Annotated in this window: 19 protein-coding genes and 1 pseudogene; 6 read left to right on the top strand and 14 right to left on the bottom strand. The window is 69.3% G+C overall.

Annotated features, from left to right (window positions below):
* Positions 1 to 15 precede the first annotated feature (15 nt).
* Both ACIRRA_RS33865 and glpX read right to left on the bottom strand, forming a co-directional pair.
* The gene (locus tag ACIRRA_RS33865; RefSeq protein ID WP_402776713.1) at positions 16 to 1422 is read right to left on the bottom strand and encodes a class II fumarate hydratase; all 1407 of its coding nucleotides are present in this window, start codon (positions 1420 to 1422) and stop codon (positions 16 to 18) included.
* A gap of 154 nt (positions 1423 to 1576) precedes the next feature.
* Positions 1577 to 2608: a class II fructose-bisphosphatase gene (gene glpX, locus ACIRRA_RS33870; protein ID WP_354833453.1), complete on the bottom strand. Its 1032-nt coding sequence runs from the start codon at positions 2606 to 2608 to the stop codon at positions 1577 to 1579.
* Positions 2609 to 2736: 128 nt separating this feature from the next.
* On the opposite strand from glpX, the gene ACIRRA_RS33875 reads away from it, so the two are divergent.
* Both ACIRRA_RS33875 and ACIRRA_RS33880 read left to right on the top strand, forming a co-directional pair.
* Positions 2737 to 3318 (top strand): DUF4245 domain-containing protein, encoded by a 582-nt coding sequence (locus tag ACIRRA_RS33875; protein WP_402776716.1) that lies wholly within the window; start codon positions 2737 to 2739, stop codon positions 3316 to 3318.
* 48 nt (positions 3319 to 3366) lie between these two features.
* Positions 3367 to 3711, top strand: coding sequence for a DUF4440 domain-containing protein (locus ACIRRA_RS33880; RefSeq protein ID WP_402776718.1), 345 nt, complete (start codon positions 3367 to 3369; stop codon positions 3709 to 3711).
* Between the two features lie 3 nt (positions 3712 to 3714).
* Here ACIRRA_RS33880 and ACIRRA_RS33885 read toward each other — a convergent pair whose 3' ends face one another.
* The 3 genes from ACIRRA_RS33885 to ACIRRA_RS33895 all read right to left on the bottom strand — a co-directional run bounded on the left by ACIRRA_RS33885 (position 3715) and on the right by ACIRRA_RS33895 (position 6343).
* A complete protein-coding gene (locus ACIRRA_RS33885) occupies positions 3715 to 3939 on the bottom strand; it encodes an exodeoxyribonuclease VII small subunit (protein ID WP_040861248.1) in 225 nt (74 codons plus the stop codon).
* Positions 3940 to 4083: 144 nt separating this feature from the next.
* The gene (xseA, locus tag ACIRRA_RS33890) at positions 4084 to 5313 is read right to left on the bottom strand and encodes an exodeoxyribonuclease VII large subunit (protein WP_402776783.1); all 1230 of its coding nucleotides are present in this window, start codon (positions 5311 to 5313) and stop codon (positions 4084 to 4086) included.
* A gap of 319 nt (positions 5314 to 5632) precedes the next feature.
* Positions 5633 to 6343: a lipid droplet-associated protein gene (locus ACIRRA_RS33895; protein WP_402776720.1), complete on the bottom strand. Its 711-nt coding sequence runs from the start codon at positions 6341 to 6343 to the stop codon at positions 5633 to 5635.
* 261 nt (positions 6344 to 6604) lie between these two features.
* On the opposite strand from ACIRRA_RS33895, the gene ACIRRA_RS33900 reads away from it, so the two are divergent.
* Positions 6605 to 7606 carry a 4-hydroxy-3-methylbut-2-enyl diphosphate reductase gene (locus ACIRRA_RS33900; RefSeq protein WP_402776722.1) on the top strand — a complete coding sequence of 334 codons (1002 nt, stop codon included), beginning with the start codon at positions 6605 to 6607 and terminating at the stop codon, positions 7604 to 7606.
* 138 nt (positions 7607 to 7744) lie between these two features.
* On the opposite strand, the gene ACIRRA_RS33905 is transcribed toward ACIRRA_RS33900, so the two are convergent.
* Positions 7745 to 8884: a DUF6542 domain-containing protein gene (locus ACIRRA_RS33905; RefSeq protein ID WP_402776724.1), complete on the bottom strand. Its 1140-nt coding sequence runs from the start codon at positions 8882 to 8884 to the stop codon at positions 7745 to 7747.
* 117 nt (positions 8885 to 9001) lie between these two features.
* A complete protein-coding gene (locus tag ACIRRA_RS33910; protein WP_402776726.1) occupies positions 9002 to 10174 on the bottom strand; it encodes a DNA recombination protein RmuC in 1173 nt (390 codons plus the stop codon).
* A gap of 363 nt (positions 10175 to 10537) precedes the next feature.
* Here ACIRRA_RS33910 and ACIRRA_RS33915 point away from each other — a divergent pair.
* Both ACIRRA_RS33915 and ACIRRA_RS33920 read left to right on the top strand, forming a co-directional pair.
* Positions 10538 to 11674, top strand: a pseudogene (locus ACIRRA_RS33915) (exonuclease SbcCD subunit D); the annotation flags it as partial.
* Between the two features lie 403 nt (positions 11675 to 12077).
* Positions 12078 to 15428 (top strand): AAA family ATPase, encoded by a 3351-nt coding sequence (locus tag ACIRRA_RS33920; RefSeq protein ID WP_402776728.1) that lies wholly within the window; start codon positions 12078 to 12080, stop codon positions 15426 to 15428.
* Between the two features lie 54 nt (positions 15429 to 15482).
* Here the strand turns inward: ACIRRA_RS33920 and ACIRRA_RS33925 are convergent, their stop codons facing one another.
* Together ACIRRA_RS33925 and ACIRRA_RS33930 are read right to left on the bottom strand one after the other, a co-directional pair.
* Positions 15483 to 16013 carry a YybH family protein gene (locus ACIRRA_RS33925; RefSeq protein WP_402776730.1) on the bottom strand — a complete coding sequence of 177 codons (531 nt, stop codon included), beginning with the start codon at positions 16011 to 16013 and terminating at the stop codon, positions 15483 to 15485.
* Positions 15961 to 16545, bottom strand: coding sequence for an NADPH-dependent FMN reductase (locus tag ACIRRA_RS33930; RefSeq protein WP_402776732.1), 585 nt, complete (start codon positions 16543 to 16545; stop codon positions 15961 to 15963). The genes ACIRRA_RS33925 and ACIRRA_RS33930 overlap by 53 nt, the downstream gene beginning before the upstream one ends.
* Positions 16546 to 16681: 136 nt before the next feature.
* Here ACIRRA_RS33930 and sigJ point away from each other — a divergent pair, with 136 nt between their 5' ends.
* A complete protein-coding gene (gene sigJ / locus ACIRRA_RS33935; protein ID WP_402776734.1) occupies positions 16682 to 17572 on the top strand; it encodes an RNA polymerase sigma factor SigJ in 891 nt (296 codons plus the stop codon).
* Between the two features lie 39 nt (positions 17573 to 17611).
* On the opposite strand, the gene ACIRRA_RS33940 is transcribed toward sigJ, so the two are convergent.
* The 5 genes from ACIRRA_RS33940 to ACIRRA_RS33960 form a co-directional block, all read right to left on the bottom strand.
* Positions 17612 to 17884, bottom strand: coding sequence for a DUF2277 domain-containing protein (locus tag ACIRRA_RS33940; RefSeq protein WP_402776735.1), 273 nt, complete (start codon positions 17882 to 17884; stop codon positions 17612 to 17614).
* Between the two features lie 72 nt (positions 17885 to 17956).
* Entirely contained in the window at positions 17957 to 18475 is a 519-nt protein-coding gene (locus tag ACIRRA_RS33945; protein ID WP_402776736.1) for a methylated-DNA--[protein]-cysteine S-methyltransferase, read from the bottom strand.
* The gene (locus ACIRRA_RS33950) at positions 18472 to 19974 is read right to left on the bottom strand and encodes an Ada metal-binding domain-containing protein (protein WP_402776738.1); all 1503 of its coding nucleotides are present in this window, start codon (positions 19972 to 19974) and stop codon (positions 18472 to 18474) included. Before ACIRRA_RS33950 ends, ACIRRA_RS33945 begins: the two co-directional genes overlap by 4 nt.
* A 67-nt stretch (positions 19975 to 20041) precedes the next feature.
* Positions 20042 to 20281 carry a YbdD/YjiX family protein gene (locus ACIRRA_RS33955; RefSeq protein WP_402776740.1) on the bottom strand — a complete coding sequence of 80 codons (240 nt, stop codon included), beginning with the start codon at positions 20279 to 20281 and terminating at the stop codon, positions 20042 to 20044.
* A 7-nt stretch (positions 20282 to 20288) separates the two neighbouring features.
* A complete protein-coding gene (locus ACIRRA_RS33960; RefSeq protein WP_402776742.1) occupies positions 20289 to 22616 on the bottom strand; it encodes a carbon starvation CstA family protein in 2328 nt (775 codons plus the stop codon).
* Positions 22617 to 22844: the final 228 nt, after the last annotated feature.

The following is a 22844-nucleotide window of genomic DNA, read 5'->3' on the forward strand; positions in this document are numbered from 1 at the left end:
GCCGAGTGTGACGCCTTATTCGTTCTTTCCATCCACCTGCGCCATGGAGAGCACATCCAGTCGGCGATCCAGCTCCTCGACCGAGAGCTTGTCGCCGATCAAACCGCGATCGATGACCGTCTGCCGGATCGTCTTGTGCTCCTTCAGCGCCTGTTTGGCAACCGCCGCGGCCTCCTCGTAACCGATGGCGGAATTCAACGGGGTCACGATCGACGGCGAGGATTCCGCCAGCCGCCGCAGCCGGTCCACATCGGCGACCAGGCCGCTGACGCACCTGTCGGCGAACAGGCGGGAGACGTTGGCCAGCAGGCGAATCGACTCCAGCACATTGCGGGCCATCATCGGAATGTAGACGTTCAATTCGAACGCGCCGTTGCCGCCGCCCCAGGCGATCGCGGCATCATTGCCGATGACCTGCGCGGCCACCTGCGTAACCGCTTCCGGCAGTACCGGATTCACCTTGCCCGGCATGATCGAGGAACCCGGCTGCAGGTCCGGCAGCTGCAGCTCGGCCAGGCCGGTGAGCGGGCCCGAACCCATCCATCGAATATCGTTGGCGATCTTGGTCAGGCTGATCGCGACCGTGCGCAGCGCACCGGACAACTCCACCAGGCCGTCGCGGGCGGCCTGCGCCTCGAAGTGATCGAGGGCTTCCGACAGGTGATCCAGATCGGTCACCCGGGACAGCTCCGCAACGACCTTCGCGCCGAAACCGGCCGGCGCGTTCAATCCGGTGCCGACCGCGGTGCCGCCGATGGCCAGCTCGCCCACCCGGGGCAGAGTGGCCAGCAGGCGCTCGATGCCCGCGCTCACCTGCCGGGTGTAGCCGCCGAACTCCTGGCCCAGGGTGACCGGGACCGCGTCCATCAGGTGGGTACGGCCCGACTTGACCACGTACTTCCACTCCTGGGACTTGTCCAGCAGCGCCAGCCGCAGATGATCCAGGGCCGGGACCAGATCCTTGATCACCGCCTCGGTGGCCGCGAGATGCGTTGCGGTGGGGAAGGTGTCATTGGACGACTGCGACATGTTCACGTCGTCGTTGGGGTGCACGGTGACGCCGTCGCGGGCGGCGATGCTCGCGATCACCTCGTTGGCGTTCATGTTCGAGCTGGTGCCCGAACCGGTTTGGAAGACGTCGATCGGGAATTGGTCGTCGTGGCGGCCGTCGGCGATCTCCGCCGCCGCCGCGATGATGGCGTCGGCCTTGGCCTTGTCCAGCAGACCCAGATCGCGATTCACGGCCGCGCAGGCAGCCTTCAGCAGACCGAGTGCGCGAATCTGCGCGCGCTCCAGGCCGCGTCCGCTGATCGGGAAGTTCTCCACCGCCCGCTGGGTCTGCGCCCGCCACAGCGCGTCGACGGGGACGCGGACCTCGCCCATGGTGTCGTGTTCGATGCGGTACTGCGTCTCCTCGCTCATGAACCCGACCCTATGCCCGCCGCGCACCCCGTGGGGGTGCCACGCCTGAGGGAATCCGCACAGCGCCTGCGGGAATAGGACATCGCCGCCGGCCCCGGAGACAGCGCCGCCCCGGTGAACGGATCCACCGGGGCGGCAAGCTGTTTCGCTCGGATCAGGGGAGCGGCGGGGTGGCGTGCTCGTCGCCGACGAAGTCCACCGACGCGTACTCGCGCAGCTTGGTCAGCCGGTGATAGGCGTCGACCATGCGGATGGTGCCGGACTTGGCGCGCATGACGATGGACTGGGTGTACGCGCCGCCGCCGTAGTAGCGGACGCCCTTGAGCAGGTCGCCGTCGGTGACGCCGGTGGCGCTGAAGAAGACGTCCTCACCGGAGACCAGGTCCGTGGTGTTCAGGATGCGGTCCAGATCGTGGCCGGCGTCGATGGCCTTCTGGCGCTCGGCGTCGTCCTTGGGGGCCAGCTTGGCCTGCAGCGCGCCGCCCAGGCAGCGCATGGCGGCCGCGGCGATGATGCCCTCGGGGGTACCGCCGATGCCGATCAGCATGTCGACGCCGGACTCCGGACGGGCACAGGCGATGGCGCCGGCCACGTCGCCGTCGGAGATGAGGCGGATACGGGCGCCCGCGTCGCGCACGGCCTTCATGTGCTCGGCGTGGCGGGGGCGGTCCAGGATGCACACGGTCAGGTCGGAGACCGAGGAGTTCTTGGCCTTGGCGACCCGGCGTAGGTTCTCCGCGATCGGGGCAGATAGGTCGATCACATCGGCGGCGTCGGGGCCGACGGCGATCTTCTCCATGTAGAACACGGCCGAGGGATCGAACATGGCGCCGCGCTCGGCGACCGCCAGCACGGAGATCGCGCCCGGGGAACCCTTCGACATCAGGGTGGTGCCGTCGATCGGGTCGACCGCGAAATCCAGTTCCGCGCCGGTGCCGTCGCCGACCAGCTCGCCGTTGTACAGCATGGGCGCTTCGTCCTTCTCGCCCTCACCGATCACCACGATGCCGCGCATGGAGACCGTCGCGACCAGCTGCCGCATGGCGTCCACGGCCGCGCCGTCGCCGCCCTCCTTGTCACCACGGCCGACCCAGCGGCCCGCGGCCATGGCGCCGGCCTCGGTGACCCGGACCAACTCGAGCGCTAGGTTGCGGTCCGGTGCCTCGCGGCGGCTGGATGCGGTCATGACGAGAGCCTCCTTGGTTGTCTAAAGCTGCGTAAATTGTCGCATTGCGGTCTGCGGCCCTCCGCACGTCCTTACGTATCCCGAGACCGTGAGCTCGGTCGCACCTGCGCCCCGTGGATACTGAGTGCGTGTCGTACCAAAAGCCGCGCAGTCAGAACGACTACAGGGACCTGATCTGGTCGCTCGCTCCGCTGGTGCTGATCTGCCTGGTCATCGCCGGGATCGCGAGCCAGTGCTCGTTCTCCACCGGCGGTCCGACCCAGGGCAACATTCCGAACTTCGATGCGAAGGCCGCGCTCACCGACGACGCGCGCCACATGTCCTTCCCGATCCGCCTGCCGGCCCTGCCGGACACGGATCCGGGCAAATGGACTCCGAACTCGGGCAGCCACGACACCATCGCCGGGACGGGTGGCGGTGACACCAGCACCGTCGGATTCATCACCCCTCAGGGCACATACATGCAGCTGACGCAGTCGAACGCGACCGTCGACGCCCTCGCCAAGAAGTACGCACCCACCGCGACCGTCACCGGCACCCAGCGATACGGCGACCACATGTGGAACGTCTACGCCGAGGCTGGCTCCGAGCCCGCGTGGATCGGTGACTTCGGCGACGTTCGTGTGCTCATCAAGGGCGCCGGCAATGCCGCCGCCTTCGGCACCCTCGCCACCGCCATCGGCCAGGCGCAGCCGCTGCCGCGCAGCTGATTCCGTAAATCGCTCGACCGGGGCGCGAGCATCCGCTGCGATGGGGACATGAACGTTCTCGACGAATTGCGCTCGCGGGAGCCGGTCTTCCACCGCCCCGAGCACGGCGTGGACTTCGCGGCCATGGTCGCCGACGAGTTCTGGGAGATCGGCGCGTCCGGGCGGCGCTACGACCGCGACCTCGTGCTCGAGGTACTGGCCGAGCGGCAGCGGACACTGTCGGAGGACGTCTGGGAGACCAGCGAATTCCGGTGCCAGGAGCTGGCTCCCGACCTGTTTCTGCTGACCTACCTACTGCGCCAGCCGGACCGGGTCAGCCGCCGCTCGACCGTCTGGCGGCGCGTCGGCCCGGACTGGCAGATCGTTTTTCACCAGGGCACGGTCGTCGCCTAGCGGTCACTCCTGCTGAGTGCGGTGCGCGAGGGCGTCCTCGACGCGTTTGCGGGCGCCGGCGAGATGCTGCTCACAGCGGGAGGCAAGGGCCTCGCCGCGTTCCCACAGGGCCAGCGAGTCGTCGAGATCCATGCCGCCCTGTTCGAGCATCTTGACGACATTGACCAGTTCGTCGCGGGCGCGCTCGTAGCCGAAGGTCGCGATTTCGGCGCGTTCGTCGTCGGTCATACAGTGTCCTCTCTGGCGTGGGCGGGGCCCTCCATGGTTATGCTTCGCTGCCGTTTCCGGGCCTGACCGCTCACGCCGGGTCCTCTCTGGCGTGGGCGGGGCCCTCCATGGTTATGCTTCGCTGCCGTTTCCGGGCCTGACCGCTCACGCCGGGTCCTTCCGAGTCGGGCGGGGAGCCAGGGATTGGGCGCCGAGGGCTGCGGCGGAGATGGCGCCGTCGGCCACCCGGATGCGGAGCTGGGTGCCGGGCGGGGAGTCCTCGATGGCGCGGACCACCTCGCGGTCCTTGCCGTTCACCCGCTGCACCACGGCGTAACCGCGGGCCAGGGTGGCGGCCGGGCCCACCGCGGAGAGTTTTTCGCGCAGGTGCCGGGTGGTGGTGAACTCACCGTTCAGCAGGTGGTCCACGGCCCGCTGGGCGCCGGCGCGCAGCCGCTCCACCTCGTCGTGGCGCTGATCGAGCAGACGTAGCGGGTCGGCCAGCACCGGGCGGGAACGCAATTGGGTCAGGGCGCGGGCCTCGCGGTCCACCCAGCCGCGCAGGGCCGCGTTCGCACGGGACCGAAGTTCCTGCAGCAGCGCGGTTTCGGCGGCAGCGTCGGGAACGATGCGCTTGGCGGCGTCGGTGGGGGTGGCGGCCCGCAGGTCGGCGACATAGTCCGAGATCGGATTGTCCGGCTCGTGGCCGATGGCGCTCACGATCGGTGTTTTGGCGGAAACGATGGCGCGGCACAGGGTTTCATCGGAGAACGGCAGCAGATCCTCGACGCTGCCGCCGCCGCGCGCCAGCACGATCACATCCACCTCGGGATTCGCGTCGAGCGCGGCGATGGCCTCCAGGATCTGCGGCACCGCGGTCGGGCCCTGCACGGCGGTATTGCGGATCTCGAAACGCACCGCCGGCCAGCGCTGCGTGGCCACCGTCACCACATCGTGCTCGGCGGCGCTGGCGCGGCCGGTGATCAGGCCGATCCGATTGGGCAGGAACGGGATCGGGCGCTTGAGCCGCGGATCGAACAGACCCTCCGCCGACAGCAGCGCCTTCAAGCGCTCGATGCGGGCCAGCAGCTCGCCGATGCCCACCGGCCGAATCTCGGTGACCCGCAACGACACCGTGCCTCGCCCGGTGAAGAACGACAGCTTGCCGTACACGACGACCCGGCTGCCCTCCTGCAGCGGCACCGCCGAATTACGCAGCAGCTCCGGATCACAGGTCACCGACAGTGACATGTCCGCCGCCGTATCCCGCAGCACCAGAAAAGCCGTCCGTGTCCCCGGCCGCACATTCATCTGGGTGATCTGCCCCTCCACCCAGACCGCCCCCAGCCGGTCGATCCACTGCGCCACCTTCACCGCGACGGTCCGCACCGGCATCGGGTTCTCGGCGGACGAGCTCGGCGGCCGCGGCGTCGTATCGGTGCTCACCGCACAATTCTGTCAGTGCCCACCGACGCCCGGCACGCACCGCCCGCCGACACGGGATTCGCGCGCTTTCCTGGCGCGAATCCCCGGTGAAAAGAAACGCCGACCACCCGGGTGGTAGCCCGAGCGGCCGGCGCTGGTCGAGGACCGCCGATGTGATGGTGGCGGAGTTCCGGGGCCGATGCCCGACGTTGTGCCGGGGTCCGGAGCGGAGCCCGCAGTCTCGAGGGGTCTCAGGGGCGAAACCCCTGAGAGCTTTCGAGAGTCGGGTTCACTTCGCCTGCACGGTCGCGATGCGGTTGGTCAGCATGGTGACGAACGGGGCGCGGTCAAGCGTCTCCTGCTCGTAGGCGAGGAGAGCCGCGAGGTCATCGACGGTCAGCTGGCGCAGGCGGGCGCGAAGCTGGGCAATGGTCATGGCGGAATAGTCGAAGCGGGCCGCCACTTCGGGCTCGGCGACGGCGCTGGTGTTGTGGCCGTTGGTGGCCGCCTTGGAAGCCGTTGCGGGTGAGTCGGTCTCGGTGACCTCCGGTTCGGCTGCCTCCTGCGCGGCCGATTCGGCGGGCACCGGTTCGGTCTCGACCGCGACCGGTTCGGTCTCGACCGGTTCGGGGGCCGCGACCGGCTCCACCACGGCCGGGGCGGGCTCCGCGACGACCGGGTCCGGCTCGGTGAAGAGGTCGAAACGGCTCTGCCGTCCCGATTCGCCGGCGAAACTCGGAGTTTGCTCGTCTGCCTCGTCCTCATCGAAGGTGGCCCAGGCGGGCTGTTCTTCGGGCTGGTTGAGCAAACGGTCGAAAACGGCGTCGCCCTTGAGGGCGAGGCTGGTCACGAACTGCTGGAGGTGCATGGTGGTCTGCAGCACCTGGCTGATCGCGGTGATCGGGAAATTGATCGCGGTCGTCGGTAGCCGACGAGTTTCCTCGAGAGCATAGACGGCGGCCCCGGCGGCGACCCGGGCCAGGAACGGAGGTCGGAACATGCCCCTAGCCTGCCCGAAACGCCGTGTGATGCAAAGGCGAAAAGCCGTGTCTATTTGCCCTCCGCTTCGCTCCGGGCGGGTTCGCGGCCACAGCGCAGGTCTCTAAGGAGCCGCGGTCTCGATTCTTCCCTCCTCCGCTCCTCCAAGGCGCAGGTCTATGGAGCCGTTCGCTTCCCCGCTCCAAGGCGGAGGTCTAACAAGCCACAGTCCAGAATCGAGACGGCCGCGAACCCATAGGTGTTCGCCAGTATTGTTGGTGCCATGTCTTCGGGTATCCCTTTGAACGTCGGTATCGTCAGGTCCGCTGCGGGTGATGCCGACGCGCCGAAGCGAGTACTGCTCGCCGAACCGCGCGGCTACTGCGCCGGTGTGGACCGAGCGGTCGAAACGGTGGAGAAGGCGCTCGAAAAGCACGGCGCGCCCATCTATGTCCGCAAGGAAATCGTGCACAACCGGCACGTGGTGGAAACGCTGCGCGAGCGCGGTGTGATCTTCGTCGACCAGACCGAGGAGGTGCCGGAGGGCGCGCTCGTGGTGTTCTCCGCCCACGGCGTCTCCCCGGCCGTCCACGAGTCCGCCGCCCGGCGCAACCTGCACACCATCGACGCCACCTGCCCGCTGGTCACCAAGGTGCACCAGGAGGCCAAGCGCTTCGCCCGCGACGACTTCGACATCCTGCTCATCGGCCACGAGGGTCACGAGGAGGTCGAGGGCACCGCCGGTGAGGCGCCCGATCACGTGCAGCTGGTGGACGGCCCCGACGCCGTCGACTCGGTCACCGTGCGCGACGAGAACAAGGTGATCTGGCTCTCCCAGACCACGCTGTCGGTGGACGAGACCATGGAGACGGTCAACCGCCTGCGCCAGAAGTTCCCCAAGCTGCAGGATCCGCCGAGCGACGACATCTGCTACGCCACCTCCAACCGCCAGACCGCGGTGAAGGCCATGGCTCCCGAATGCGATCTGGTGATCGTGGTCGGCTCCCGGAACTCGTCCAACTCGGTCCGGCTGGTGGAGGTCGCGCTGAGTGCCGGCGCCCGCGCCGCGCACCTGGTGGACTATGCCCGCGAGGTGGATACCGCCTGGCTGGAGGGCATTCACACGGTCGGCGTCACCTCCGGCGCCTCGGTGCCGGAGATTCTCGTGGAGGGCGTGCTGGAATTGCTGGCCGAACACGGTTTCGGTGCGGTGGTTCCGGTCACGACCGCCAATGAGACGCTGGTCTTCTCGCTGCCGCGCGAACTTCGCACCGCGCGCGCGTAGTAATCGTTCCGGAACGCATTCGCGCCCTCCACATTCGTTGTGGAGGGCGCGAATTGCTATCCGGATGATCTTATTTCGCTCCGGAATTTCCGATTGCCGGAAATCTACGGTGCGAGTCGCTCGAATGTCGCCGGGGATTCAGTGTTCGATGCGACCCGAATCACGTTCGCGGTAGCGCACATTCGGGCGCGGATGCGGCGGCAGTTCACCCGGCTGCGCGCGACGGCGGCGGCCCCCCTCGGTGGCGGGGGCCGGATTGCGTTCGGGGGCGGCGTGGCGTTCGGCGCCGCGACCCGCGGCCTGCTCGGGGCTCTGCGCGCGGCGGCGGCGGCCCTCGCCCTGGGCGGCCTCCGGTGCCGGCGGGGTGGCGCGAGGCTCCCCGTTCCGGGGGCGATCGGCCGGGGCCGCGCGGCGATCGCCGGTGCGGGACGGCTGTTCGGCGTACTGGGCCCGGCGGCGGCCCTCGGCGGTGGCGGCGCCGGACTGGTCCGGGCGCGCGGCGCGACGGCGGCCCTCGGTGGCGGGCGGGGTGCGCTCGGCGGCGACCTGATCCGGATCCTGGGCGCGACGACGGCGGCCTTCGCCGGCCTGCCGGCCGGTGCCTACCCGCGGCGGCCCCGCCGCGACCCGGGCACCCGCGCGGCGGGGCGCCCGGGCCGTCTCGGAGTCGGGGGTGTCGCCTTCCTCGGCGGTGTCCGCGCCGGTCCGGGAGCGGCGTCTGGCGGGGTCCTTGGAGCCGGCGGAGCGGGTGCGCTGGGCACGGGTGCTGCCGGGGCGGGTGGCCCGGGTCCTGCGTGGTTCGCCGGTCGCACCGGCCTTGGTCTCGAGGTGGTGCAGCACGATGCGGACCGCGCCGACGATCAGCACGATCACGGTGGCCAGCGCCATGGTGGGGAACCGATTCACCAGCGGGATGGCCAGATTCAGCAGGATGTCCTTCAGCTTGAGACTGCCGCCGGACCCGAATAGGAACTGGTAGGCCAGCGGCACCGCGACGAACAGCAGCAGCGGCGGCAGCACGAGCGTCGTGAACAGTCCGCGGTAGCGGACCGCGAGCACGGCCACCACACATCCGGCGATGTACAGCGCGGTGAAGGAGCCGGTGAGTTCGTCGCCCTGTGGTCGAGTACCCGCGCTCTGAGCGTCGATCAGGAGACCGATGAACGTGCACGTCACAGCTATCAGCACCGCGGCACCGGCCGGGACGCCGGGAACCGACGGCAGGATCGAACGGTGCGACGGGGGCACCTCGGTTCGCTCGCGTTGGGTAACTGCCACGTCAAGCACACTAGGGCATATCGGTGTTTCGCGAGGCAGGCGACATCACGCGGGTATGCGGAATCGGATGAACCCGGTGATAGCCAGTGGGCTCCAGCACGTAGACCAAGCGGTTGCTCAGGCATCACCCCCGCTGTTCGATCTCATCGGCGAACCCACCGCGTACTCGTCCGCGAACCCCACGGCCCGCGGCCAGCTCTCCACCCGCCGGACCTCGGGGACCGGCGCGTCGGCGATCTCCAGGTCGTGCAGCTTCCGGGCGGTCACCATGACCCGCGACTCCACCGACGCCACGGTGTGGTTGTAGGCGTCGACCGCCTTGCCCAGCTGCGCGCCCAGCCGGTCCAGGTGGCGGCCGGTGGTGCCGAGCCGGGTGTAGAGCTCACGGCCCAGCTGCTGGATCACCGCCATATCCGCCGACAGCGCCTCCTGCCGCCAGCCCAGTGCGACCGTGCGCAGTAGGGCCATGAGTGTGGTCGGCGTCGCCAGGACCACATTGCGACCGAAGGCGTACTCGAGCAACCCGGAGTCGGTGGTGAGGGCGGCGTCCAGGAACGGATCGCCGGGCACGAACAGGACCACGAACTCGGGAGAGGGATCGAAGGCCGCCCAGTACTCCTTGGCCGCCAGCTGATCCACGTGGTTGCGCAGATGCCGGGCGTGGCGGGCCAGGTGGCCCTCGCGCTCGCGCGGGTCCTCGGTGCCGGCGGCGTCCAGGAAGGCGGTGCAGGGCACCTTGGCGTCCACCACGATCTGACGGCCGGCGGACAGGCGCACCACCAGATCCGGGCGCACCACGGTGTCGCCGCGCCGGGTGACCTGGGTGTCGAAATCACAGTGCCGGGCCATGCCGGCCAGCTCGACCACGCGCTCGAGCTGGATCTCGCCCCAGCGGCCGCGCACCTGGGGCGCACGCAGCGCGGCCACCAATTGACCGGTCTGCGTGGACAACTGATGTGACATCCGCTGCATGCCCGCGACCTGTTCGCGCAGGCCGGAGTACGCGTTGATGCGGTTGTGCTCGACCTCGCGAAGGTGGCGGTCGAGGCTGCCGACCGCCTCCCGCAGCGGATCGACCAGCGCGCCGATGGCATGGGACTGCCGTCGGGCCGCGTCGTCGCTGGCCGCGCCGAGTGATTGCCGCAACAGCTGCTCGTTGTCCCGCATGGCCGCCAGCCGCGCCTCGGCCACCGCCGCCCGCTGTCCCGCGCGCGCGGCATGCCCGAGCCAGCCCAGGGCCAGCCCCGATACGAACACCAGCAGCAGCGCGAACAGCATCGGTGCGGTCATGGCCAGAGATAGTGCCGGAGACCACCGACAAAGCTGTGCCGCCTCGCTGTTGCCGCCTCTCCGTATCTTCAGCGGACGGCTGAGAGCCGTGGCCAGTTTCGTATCCGTGCCGGCGGTCGGGTGCCTTACCGATTCTGGGCGTACCCGGGGAGTTACCCCGACCGTTGCGAAATCAGTTGTCGCCCTGGCATACGCAAAGCACTGCGGCGCGTGCAGGGTCGTGGGGTGGCGTGTGTGTAGGGCTGTGGGCCGCTGTGTGTGCAGAGCTGGCCCGTGCCGTGTACAGCTATGCAACGGCGTGTTCGTTACGACTCGCCAGGGTGCGGCGCAATCTGTCGGGGCAATCGCCTAGCGTCTTGCGGCATGCGGATCCTGCACACCTCCGACTGGCATATCGGGCGCACCTTTCATGGCGTCGATCTGCTGGCCGATCAGGAGTGCTCACTGCGGGCCGTCGCGGAATTGGTGGCGGCCGCGGGAGTGGATGTGGTCGTGCTGCCCGGGGATGTGTACGACCGTTCCATTCCCAGTGCGGATGCGATTGCGGTGTGCAATCGGGGATTCGAGGCGATTCGGGCGGCGGGGGCAACCATTGTCGCCACCTCCGGTAATCACGACTCGCCGACTCGGCTAGGTGCGCTCGGCAGTTTCGCGGCGGCGGGCGGATTGCATTTGCGCTGCCGGATCGCGGATGTGGCGCGGCCGATCGTGCTGTCCGACGAATTCGGCGACATTGCCTTTTACGGCATTCCCTACCTGGAGCCGGAGATCACCCGGGCGGAATTGGGCGTGCCGCAGGCGCGCTCGCACGCCGAGATCCTGGACGCGGCCATGAGCCTGGTGCGCGCCGATCTCGCCGGGCGGGCGGGGGCGCGGTCGGTGGTGCTGGCGCATGCCTTCGTGGTGGGCGGCGAGGCCACCGGGTCGGAGCGGTCCATTTCGGTCGGGGGCGTGGAGACGGTGCCGCTGTCGGCCTTTGCCGGGATCGACTATGTGGCGCTCGGTCACCTGCACTCGCCGCAGACGCTGTCGGAGTCCGTCCGGTATTCGGGTTCGCCGCTGCCGTATTCGTTCGGCGAGCGCTCGCACCGCAAGGCGGTCTGGATCGTGGATATCGATGCCGCCGGCCTGTCCGCCGTGCAACGCCACGAACTCCCGGTGGTGCGCGGCCTCTCGCAACTTACCGGGCCCCTGGAATCCCTGCTGGAAGCGCCGGAGCACGCCGAAGCCGAATCACACTATGTCTCGGCCACCCTCACCGACGAGGCGCGCCCGGTGGACGCGCTGCGCCGCCTCCGCGAGCGTTTCCCGCACGCCGTCCATGTGGAATGGCAACGCTCCGAGGGCAACCCGGAACTCCGCTACCGCGAACGCGTGCACGGCCGCCGCGACACCGAGATAGCCCAGAGCTTTCTCGCCGACGTCCGCGGCACCCCCACCCCCGGCGAAATGACCTGGCTCGAACGCGCTCTCGCCGCCGCCACGCGCGAAACCGATGCCCCCCTACGGCTTTCCGCTCCGGCCGCAGCCGTCGGGGCCGGGGCGGGCGCGTTGTTCGCCGTGCTCGATGATGCCGATGCGCCGGGTGCGGACGCCGGACGTGGATCGGTGGGCTCGGACGGTGCCGATTCGGTCGGAGGCGGCGGGGCCGAGGTTGCGGCGCGGGTGGTGAGTGCGGCCGGGTTCGATGGGTCGGTGCGCGGGGTGGATGCGGCGGAGGCCGATGCGGCGCTCGGGTTGTTCGATCTGGGTGACTTCGGGCTGGAGTCGGGCGAATCGGGCGAAGTGGCCGGCGGAATGACCGCATGAGCGTTGGGGCGCTGAGTGTTTCGGCGTGTCCCGTGGTGGGCGGTGGGTGCCGGGTAGTTGGATGGGGAGCGGCGTTGCGGGAAGGGGGTGCCACGTGCGGCTGCATCGGTTGGAGCTGACCGCGTTCGGGCCGTTCGCCGAGACGGCCGTGGTGGACTTCGACGAGCTCGGTGCGGACGGGTTGTTCCTGCTGCACGGGCAGACCGGGGCGGGGAAGACCACGGTGCTGGACGCCATCGCATTCGCGCTGTACGGGAGCGTGCCGGGAGCGCGTGGCGATATCAAGCGGCTGCATTCGGACCACGCCGACGAGCAGACGCCGCCCCGGGTGCTGCTGGAGGCCACGGTCGGTGGCCGGCGGCTGCGTCTGAACCGGTCGGCGGAATTCCAGCGCCGGAGCAAGCGTGCCAAGTCGGGCTGGGTGAAGGAGAACGCGGCCGCCACGCTGGAGTGGCTGGACGGGCGGGGCCAGAATCTGTCCCGCATTCCCGATATCGGCGACGAGGTGCTGCGCCTGCTGGGCATGAGCGCCGACCAGTTCTTCCAGGTCGTGCTGCTGCCGCAGGGTGACTTCGCGCGATTCCTGCGCGCCGACAACGAGGATCGCGAGAAGCTGCTCGAAAAGCTCTTCGACACCGAGCGTTTCGGCACGGCCGAGCAGTGGCTGGTCGACAAGCGCCGCGCGAGCTCCGCCGATCTGGATGCCCGCAAGCACAGCATCGACCGTCTGATCGCCCAGGTCGGCACGGCTGCGGGTCTGCCCGCTACCGAGACGGCCGGGCTCCTCGAGTCGGTCGGCTGGTCGCAGTCCCTGCTGGTCGCCGCCCGCACCCTGATGACCGAGACGGCCGCCGATCTGCGGCAGCGCCAGCAGGATTCGGCCGGTGTCCGCGCTGCCGCCGAGGCGCGGCGCCGCCGCCACGAGCTCTTCCGCCGCCGTACCGCGGCCCGCACCCAGCTGGCCGACTTCGCCGCCACCGCCGACCACCGCGCCGCGCGCCAGTCCGAACTCGACCGGGCCCGCCGCGCCGAACCCGTCGCCACCGCCCTGGCCGAGGCCCGCGCCGCCGCCGTCACCCTGCGCCGCCGCACCGACGACGCCACCCGCGCCGCCGAACAACTCGCCGATCGCCTCCTCGAACCGGCCAGCGCGGAACTCTCCGGAACAACCTGGGCCGCAGACGATCTCGCGGCCGTGGAACTCACCGGCACGGACCTTGCCGCCGACCTCGATGACATCGCCGCCGACCCGGGTCACGCTGGAGATCTCACCGTCACCGGCTCGTTCGACGCCGGGGACTCCGGCCCTGATGACCGGATACACACCGGCAACGGCGTCGAGTCGCTCGTCGGCTCCGGCGACCGTTGGGCCGACGGTGATCCGGGGCGAGCCCGTGGCGCGGGCGGTATCGCAGCGGATGCCGACTCGGCCCTGGAACGCCGGCCGGGTGCGGACACCGGACCGGCGATGCTCGAGGGCCGTGCCTCGGGCCTCGAGGCGGCCGTACAGCGGTGGAGCGCACAGGTGGGAGCGCTCGATGAGGTTCGGGCGGATGCGGATTCGGCGACCCGGCTGACGCGCGAGCTGGCCGGGTTGCGGACCGAGCAGGCCGATCTGGATGCCCGGGCCGGCAAGCTGGCTCAGCGGTTGCGGGAACTGCCGGAAGCCGTTGCGGCGGTGGAGGTCCGGTTGCGGGGTGCCGCGGATGCGGCGGCCGCGCTGCCCGGACTGGAGGCCGAGTGCCAGCGGTTGCGTACCTCGGCCGCCGCCGCGGTGGAGCTGGAGCGGCGACGCCGTGAATTGGTCGGGGCGGGAACCGCTTTCGAGCGCGCGCGGACCGGGCACGCCGAGGCGTGGCAGCGTACGCAGGCACTGCGGGAGCAGCGCATGGCCGGGATGGCGGCGGAGCTGGCGGAGGGCCTGGCCGCCGGCGAGCCGTGCGCGGTGTGCGGGTCTCTCGCGCATCCGGATCCGGCGCGGCCCGCCGAGCACGTGGTGTCCAAGGCCGACGAGGACGCGGCGCTGGCCGCGGAGCGGAAGGCCGAGGCCGAGCGGGAGCGGGCCGGGCAGCTGGTCGCCGAGCTGGAGCGGGCGGTCGAGGTGCTGGTCGAGCGGGGCGGTGATGTGGACAAGGCGGAACTGGCCGCCGCACTGGACGATTCGACCAGGCGGTACACCGGGGCAAAGGACATCGCGGGGCTCGTGGACGGGCTGGCCGCCGAATTGAGCACGCTGCGCGCGGATCAGACTCGTCTGCTGGACGAGGCGCGGGAATGCGAAAGCCGGTCCAGTGCAAGAACGGAGCGGATCGTCGCCACCGACCGGCGGCTGGCCGAACTCACCGAGCGGCTGCGCGCGGCCGCCGGCGCCGACGGCACCGTCGACCGCCGCCGGGCCCGCCTGGCGGCGCTGGTCGAGGAGGCCGCCGCGGTGCGGTCCGCGCGCGTCGAGGTGGCCACCGCCCGCGAGCAGGTCGCGGCGGCCGCCGTCCGGGTCGAAAAGCTCTCCTACGACGCGGGTCTGGTGGATTCCGCGCCGCCGGTGATGGGGGAGTCCGGGCCGGACTACGGCGTGCTGGGCGAGTACGCCCGCGCGGTCGACGCCGCCTCCCGGACCGCCGCGCAACAGACGGCCATCGAGGACGAACTGGTGGCCGCCGACCGGGCTCGCGCGCACGCCGAGGCCGTGCTCGCAGAACCTGAGATCCAGTCCGTCGGGGAGGTCGAACCCGGTGATCCCGGCGAGATGGAAACCGCAGTGGCGCAGGCGGAATCGGAGCTGAACCGGGCCGTCGCCGCGAATGCCGAAGCGGACCGGCGACTGGGCCAGCTGGAGGGCCTGTGCGCACAGCTGTGGGCGGCCGTCGATCGCATCGCTCCGCTCCAGCGTTCCCACGACGAGCTGGCCCGCCTGGCCGAGGTGGTGTCCGGCCGCGGCGAGAACAACCGCCGCATGTCCCTGCGCTCGTACGTGCTGGCCGCCCGCCTGGAAGAGGTGGCGCTGGCCGGTTCGGTGCGGCTCCGCCGGATGTCCGGCGGCCGTTACGAATTCGTCCACACCGATGCCGCGGGCCCGCGTGGCCGCCGCGGCGGCCTGGGCCTCGATATACGCGACGATTACACCGGCGCGATCCGTCCGGCCAAAACCCTCTCCGGCGGCGAGACCTTCATGGCCTCTCTGGCCCTGGCCCTCGGCCTGGCCGATGTCGTCTCGGCCGAATCCGGCGGCCTGGTCATGGACACCCTCTTCATCGACGAGGGCTTCGGCAGCCTCGACGCCGACACCCTCGACGCCGTGATGGGCGTCCTGGACGAGCTCCGGTCCGGCGGCCGGGTGGTCGGGGTGGTGAGCCATGTGGACGAAATGCGCCAGCGCATCCCCAGCCGCCTGCACGTCATTCGCGGCCGCACCGGCTCCCGCCTCGAAACCTCGGTCGGCGCATGAGCTTTCGGGAGGGCGAAAGCCCGCCCAGCGACGACGCCCGGCACCCCCGACCCGTCAGGGCTCGAGGTCGACCACTCCTTTGCCGCTCGAGATGTCGAACGGCACCGATACCTGATCGTGCGCGATCAACCAGGTGTCGTCGATCTTCCGCATGCCGTACGTGACCCGGACCCACATTCCGCTGGTTGTGGCCCCGTTTTTCAGCGTTCCGCTGAGGCGAGCGAAGCCATGCCCGAATGCCACATCGTGGCCTATGGTGAACGTCAGGTCGCGAACCTCATAGGTCACACTCTCGAAGAACAGGAAGACTTTCGCCCAGTTCTCGAGTTTCGCCGCAATCCCGACATGCTGGAGCGGCGGCTCGACATCGAAGGACACGGCGTCGGGCGTGTACAGCTGTTTCAGAGCGTCGAGGTTCTTGGCCCGCAGTCCTTCGCCCACCTTGTCGATGTTCCGGCGAATCTCGACTTCATCCACTTCGATGCGGTCGGCGCGTGACTGAAAGTCGTTGGGTGTGGTCATGATCGACTCCTCAGGAATTGACGAGAGTGGTTTCGGCGGCGGCTCGCAGCGGGGCGAGCGCACCACTCCAGGCGATGAGCTGATCCAGCGTCTTGGTCAGGGCGGCGGCATGATGGTCTCGGGGTGTGAAGGTGGTGTGGTCCTCGAAATCGGTGAGCATCGAGATCGCGACCTGATAGCCGACATCGGCCATGCCCAGCGTGCTGCAGACCACCCGTAGCTGCACCACGGCGCGGGCGCCGCCGCCCGCGCCGTAGGAGACGAATCCGACTGCCTTGTCGGTCCATTCCGCGAAGAGGTGGTCGAGGGCGTTCTTCAGCACCCCGGGGGCGCCGCTGTTGTACTCCGGGGTCACGATCACGAAGCCGTCGAATTGGGCGATCCGTTCGGCCCAGTCGCGGGTGTGTGCGTGCATCGACGGGCCGAACATCGGCGGCACGGGCTCGTCGAGATGCGGGAGCGGGTGGTCGCGCAGGTCGATCAGTTCGAACTCGGCGTCGCCGCGTTGCGATGCCGAGTCCAGAACCCACCGGGCGACCTGCGGACCCTTGCGGTTGGGTCGGGTACTGCCGAGGATGATGCCGATTCTGATCATTTCCGGAACTCCTGCCTTGCTGAAACCGTCTCGGATCTACCGACGACACAGCCGTCCGGAATGTCAGGCCGCCTCACAAATCGGGTCGCTGATTCGTCGATTTCGGTGGGGTACGCACAGACAGAAGGAGCCGAACATGACCGACCCGCACCTGCCCGGGGTGATCGATGAACGCCGTCAGCTGATCAATCTCGCCTACCGGCTGCTCGGTTCCCTGTCCGAGGCCGAGGACGTGGTGCAGGAGACCTATGCCCGCTGGTACGCGCTGTCCGAGCGGCAGCGGCGGGAGGTGGCGGTGCCCGGCGCGTGGTTGACGACGGTCGCCAGCCGGATCTGCCTCGATCTGCTCGGCTCGGCACGCGCCAGGCGGGAACGCTATGTGGGCGAATGGATTCCGGAGCCGGTCCCCGACCGATCCGAATGGTTCGTTGGTCTCGCCTCCGTCGACCCCGCCGACCGCGTCACCCTCGACGAGTCGATCAGCATGGCCTTCCTCGTCGTGCTGGATTCCATGACACCGGCCGAACGGGTGTCGTTCATCCTGCACGACGTCTTCCGCTATTCCTTCGCCGAGGTCGCCGACATCGTCGGGCGCACCCCCGCAGCCTGCCGTCAGCTCGCCTCCAGCGCCCGCCGCCGCATCGATACCTCGCGGAGCCCGTCGAGCGCTGTGTGTACCGAGGTGGTCCGGGATTTCAAACGGGCTTGGGAGACGAAGGATATCGAGGCCCTGATCGGCTTGCTCGACCCGCGGGCGATCGCCACGGCCGACGGGGGCGGCCTAGCACTGTCCTTCCACGACCCGATCAACGGCGGCGAGCAGGTCGCCCACGCCTGGATGGAAATCGCCACCCACGGCCCCGCGGTAACGCTGCTGGAGCGGACGGTGAACGGCCAGCCCGGCCTGGTCGCGCAGCTCGATGGCACCATCGTCTCGGTCTACGCGTTCGATATCGCAGACGGCCGGATCACTCGCATCTGGGTGATCCGGAACCCGGAGAAACTGAGGCCCTGGACAGCCGGCTGAACTGAACAGCGCATCCGCACGCTGTTCCGGCCGATTCGGTTATCGGCCCGCGAAACGCACTTCGGCGCGGGCGCGGGCCTTGGCCGCCTCGACTTCGCGGTTCTTCGGCGGGGCGGTGGTGGTCAGGTTTTCCAGCAGGCGGGCCGTGACCGCGGCGATCTCCTCCACCGCCAGGTCGAAGGCGTCCTGGTTGGTGTGGGAGGGTTTGGTGCTTCCGCTGATCTTGCGGACGTACTGCAGGGCGGCCGCGTATACCTCGTCCGGGGTGGCCGGCGGCTCGAAGTTGTGCAGGGTGTGGATATTGCGGCACATGGGCGCCACAGTACGCCCGGGCACCGACGCGGCCCGGGCACGCTCGGGTGTGGACCCCGTGGGCGAGAGCCCTCAGGCCGACTCGTGGTCGAGAAGCCAGCGCTTGATCGGCAGGCCGTAGCGGAAGCCGCCGAGGCTGCCGTCGGTGCGGAGCACCCGGTGGCAGGGCACGAAGAGCGCGGCGGCATTGCGGGCGCAGGCATTGGCCGCCGCCCGGGTGGCGGCGGGCCGCCCGGAGGCGGCCGCGAAGGCGGTGTAGGTGACAGGGGCTCCGGCCGGCACCTTGCGCAGGATCTCCCAGGCGTGGGTGAGGAACGGCCCGGAGACCTGGCGGACGGCGATGCCGTCGATGGTCGTGAGGTCACCGGCGTGGTAGTCGGTGACGGCTCGGGTGACCGCGCCGAGGGTGTCGCGTCCGCGCAGCGCGGCGGGCCGGATGCCGGGGTGGATGAGCGCCCGAAGTTCCTCCGGATCGGCGGTCCAGCCGGAGGCGAGGACCACGCCGTCGGCGTCCACGATGGCGGTGAATGGACCGGCGGGTGTCGCGACGGTGGCGTAATCGGCTGTGACGGTATGGGTTTCGGAGCTCACTGCGGGGTCCTCCGGTTGGCTTCGGCCGGGTGGGCGAGGGCGTGTTTCCACAGGTGCATGGTGAGGTAGGAACGCCACGGCGACCAGCGGGCGGTATCGGCAAGGTCGATGCCGAGCAGTCCCGCGCCGCGGCGCACGATCAGGTCGGAGTGTAGGAGCACGTCCGGATCGGCGAGCAGGCGCATCGTGACGTAGTCCGCGGTCCAGGGGCCGACCCCGTCCAGGGCCAGCAGGTCGCGGCGCAGTTCACCGGCGGTGCGGCCGGAGTGCAGCACCAGGTCGCCGGTGGCCAGCGCCTTGGCCGCGCCGACGATGGCCTCGATGCGCCGGCTCGGCCCGGTCAGTACCTCCGAGCCGCGTTCGGCGATGGCCTCGGCGGTGGGGAACAGATGGGGGATCGGCCCGGCGATGGTCTCGCCCAGGCCCTGTACCAGTCGCGCAGTGTGGGTGTTGGCCGCGGCCACCGAGATCTGCTGCCCGATCATGGTGCGCAGCAAAAGCTCCGGGCCGTCCAGGCAGCCGGGGACCCGGATGCCTGCGGGTAGTACGGCGCCTGGAAAGCCCGGGCGCGGTGGGCTTCCCGCTATTCCGGTGGCCATGGCCTCGTCGATCCCGATGGGATCGGCGTCGAGATCCAGAAGGTGCCGGATGCGGGCCACGGTCGGCGCGAGGTCGCGCATGTCCTGCAGCGACAGCGACGCCCGCACGTGACCGGGCTGGATGGACAGCCGAATGGTGGTGTGGCCGTGCGGTGTTCGCAGGCTGCGGCTGTAGACGCCGTTCTCCCACAGCTCCAGCCCCGGGACGGTGTGGGCGGACAGGAACCATTCCAGCCACGACTTGTCCAGCGGTTCGCGATAGGGGAGTCGCAGCGTGAGCAGCCCGTTGGTGGCCGGGAGGGTGTCGCCGTTGCGGCGCCGGGATTCCTCGCGCAGCGTGGTCGGGCTGACCGCGAACACCTCGCGCACGGTGTCGTTGAACTGCCGGATGCTGGCGAATCCGGCCGCGAACGCGATGTCCGACATGGGCAGCCGGGTGGTCTGGATCAGCAGCCGGGCGGTGTGCGCGCGGTGGGCGCGTGCCAGTGCCAGTGGGCCGGCGCCGAGCTCGCTGGTGAGTACCCGGGTGAGCTGGCGCTGGGAGTAGCCGAGGGCATCGGCGAGGGCGGGCACGCCGCCGCGTTCGATGACCCCGTCGCCGATCAGGCGCATGGCGCGTGAGGCCAGGTCCGCGCGGGTGTTCCACAGTGGTGAGCCGGGCGCGGCGTCGGGCAGGCACCGGCGGCAGGCTCGGAAGCCGTGCTGCTGTGCGGCGGCCGCGGTGGGCAGGAAGGTGACGTTGGTGCGCTTGGGGGTGATGGCCGGACAGGAAGGGCGGCAATAGATTCCGGTGGTGCGCACCGCGGTCACGAACTGCCCGTCGAACCGGGCGTCCCGGGTTGCCACGGCGCGGTAGCAACGCTCGAAATCCAAGTCGTTCGCACTCACGCATACCACCATGTCAGTCCCGGCCGACCTCTGCTAGCGGGTATCGGACATGGATGTTGGCGGAAAACCGCCACTCGTGTCAACAGCAGCGATTTGCCGGGTTCTTGGCGGCGGCCGCATGGCGATCGCGCCAATACTGGCGCTCGCTGGGAATCTCGCATCCCGGGTGGTGCAGCCGCAGGTGATCGACGTAACGGGCGTAGTCGTTGCCGCCGAGGATCGAGTTGAACCACCAGGCAACGGCTTTCACGGACCGGACGAGGGCGAGCCCCGCCCGCCGCAGCGGACCTGCGGCGGGCGGGGCTTCGGGGGTACTCATCGGCGCGCTAATGACTGCTCACCGTCGCCGCGCCCGGCGCGCGGATCTTGCCCTCGGCGATCAGGGTGTCCCATTCCTGCTGGACCTCCTTCTCCGCGTTGGTGGCGAGGAAACCGCTGGGGCCGAAGATCGTCGACGGCACCTCCGGCGATTCGGTGGTCTCACCGCCGCCCTCGCGGATGGCTCGCAGGCAGACCCAGACGCCGACCAGCGCCACGATCAGCACCATCACCGCGAACACGATGGAGAGCGTGCCCTGGATGAAGGTATTGCGGATGATCTTGTCCATATCGTGGATCTGCTGATTCAGCGCGGCGACGTCCTTGACGCCCTTCGGCAGCTGCCCCGAATCGCGTGCGGCGATGTAGGCGTTCTGCTTGTCGACGGTGTTGTAGTGCAGCGTCCAGTAGCCGATCTTCGGGTCACCGGAGAAGATCTTCTGGAACGAGGCCGTCATGGTGACGATGAGGTCCCAGACCAGCGGAAGCGCCGGAATCCAGGCCCATTTCACGAGACCCTTCTTGACCACGATCACCAGCACCACCGTCAGCGCGATCGCGGCCAGCAGCTGGTTGGAGATGCCGAACAGCGGGTACAGGGTGTTGATGCCGCCCAGCGGGTCGGTGACACCCATCAGCAGCACCGAACCCCACGCCGCCACGACCACGCCGGAGCAGACGAACACGCCCGGCCACCACGACGGATCCCGGAACTTCTTGGCCACCCCGCCCAGGTTGCCCAGTGAATCCGAGAGCATGAACCGCGCGACACGGGTGCCGGCGTCGATGGTGGTGAGGATGAACAGTGCCTCGAACATGATGGCGAAGTGGTACCAGAACGCCTTGAGCGAGGTACCGCCGATGAACTTGTGCATCACCTCGGTCATGCCGATGGCGAGGGTGGGCGCGCCACCGGTGCGCGAGAAGACCCGGGACTCACCGACGCCCTGCGCCATGTCGTTCAGGTACTTCGCGTCGATCGGGCTGCCGCCCACACCGAGCTTGTTCACGCTGTCGGCCGCGGCCTGCGCCGAGGTGAGGCCGGGGCTGTTGATGGCGAAGTACAGGTGCTGATCCAGGATCGACGCCGCGATGATCGCCATGACCGCCACGAACGACTCCATCAGCATGCCGCCGTAGCCGATCATGCGCGCCTGCGACTGCTTCTCCAGCAGCTTCGGTGTGGTGCCCGAGGACACCAGCGAGTGGAAGCCGGACAGCGCGCCACAGGCGATGGTGATGAACAGGAACGGGAACAGGCTGCCCGCGAAGGACGGACCGTTGCTGTTGGACGCGAACTGGGAGACCGCGGGGGCCTGCAGTACCGGCATGGTGACCAGCACGCCGATGGCCAGCAGACCGATGGTGCCGATCTTCATAAAGGTGGACAGGTAGTCGCGCGGAGCCAGCAGCAGCCACACCGGCAGCACCGAGGCGATGAAGCCGTAGATGATCAGCATCCAGGCGATGGTGGTGCCCGACAGCGTGAACAGGTCGCGGCCCCAACCGGATTGGGACACCGGGTTGCCGAGCAGAATCGCCGCCAGCAGCAGCACGAAGCCGAACAGCGACACCTCGCCGACCTTGCCGGGCCGGAAGAAGCGCAGGTACAGGCCCATGAACAGGGCGATCGGGATGGTCATCGAAATGGAGAACACACCCCACGGGCTGCCGCCCTCGAGTGCGCCGGTGGCCGGATTCTTGGTCGCGGCAAGGGCATTCACCACAACGATGCCCAGCACCGCGAGCAGGATCATCATGATCACCAGCACCGCGATGATGGCCGCGACGCCGCCGACCACGCCGAGCTCGTCGCGCGCCATCTGGCCCAGCGACCGGCCGCGGCGCTTCACCGAGGCCCACAGCACCAGGTAGTCCTGCACCGCACCGGCCAGCACCACGCCGACGATGATCCAGATGGTGCCGGGCAGGTAGCCCATCTGCGCGGCCAGCACCGGGCCGACCAGCGGGCCGGCGCCGGCAATGGCGGCGAAGTGGTGGCCGAACAGGACCCGGCGGTCCATCGGCATGTAGTCCTTGCCGTTCTCCATCTCCTCGGCGGGAGTGGCGACGTCATCGCGCGGCTTGGTGATCCGGTATTCGATGAGCCGGGCGTAGAACTGGTACGCGAGTATGTAAGTGCAGAGGGCGGCGATGACGATCCACACCGCGTTCACGTTCTCGCCGCGCATGAAAGCGAGGATGGCCCAGGCGATTGCGCCGATCACGGCGATGACGAGGAAGATGCCCTTCTTCGCGGGCGTCATGGGCGTCCGGTCCACGACACCTACCGGAGGCAGGTCGGGATCCGTCCGGAGGTATTCGATGGTCGCCATGCGACAACTCTCCCTGCGGTACTGCGGCTTCTAACTTGAATGGTCACAACGTAGCCCAACCGACATGCGGGTGAACCGGCTTCGACCGGCTGTTCACCTGCTGTCGTATCGCCGGGTACGGGTGGCCCGGCGGACGCTGCGGCCGACCCGCGGGGGTGGTGCGGGCCGGCCGGATTCCCGCGATTTCGCGTGTTTGCCGCGTGTCGCAGGTTGCTCCCCGTATGCTGC

Origin of the sequence: Nocardia sp. NPDC101769, assembly GCF_044766925.1 — a bacterium.
Taxonomy (GTDB): domain Bacteria; phylum Actinomycetota; class Actinomycetes; order Mycobacteriales; family Mycobacteriaceae; genus Nocardia.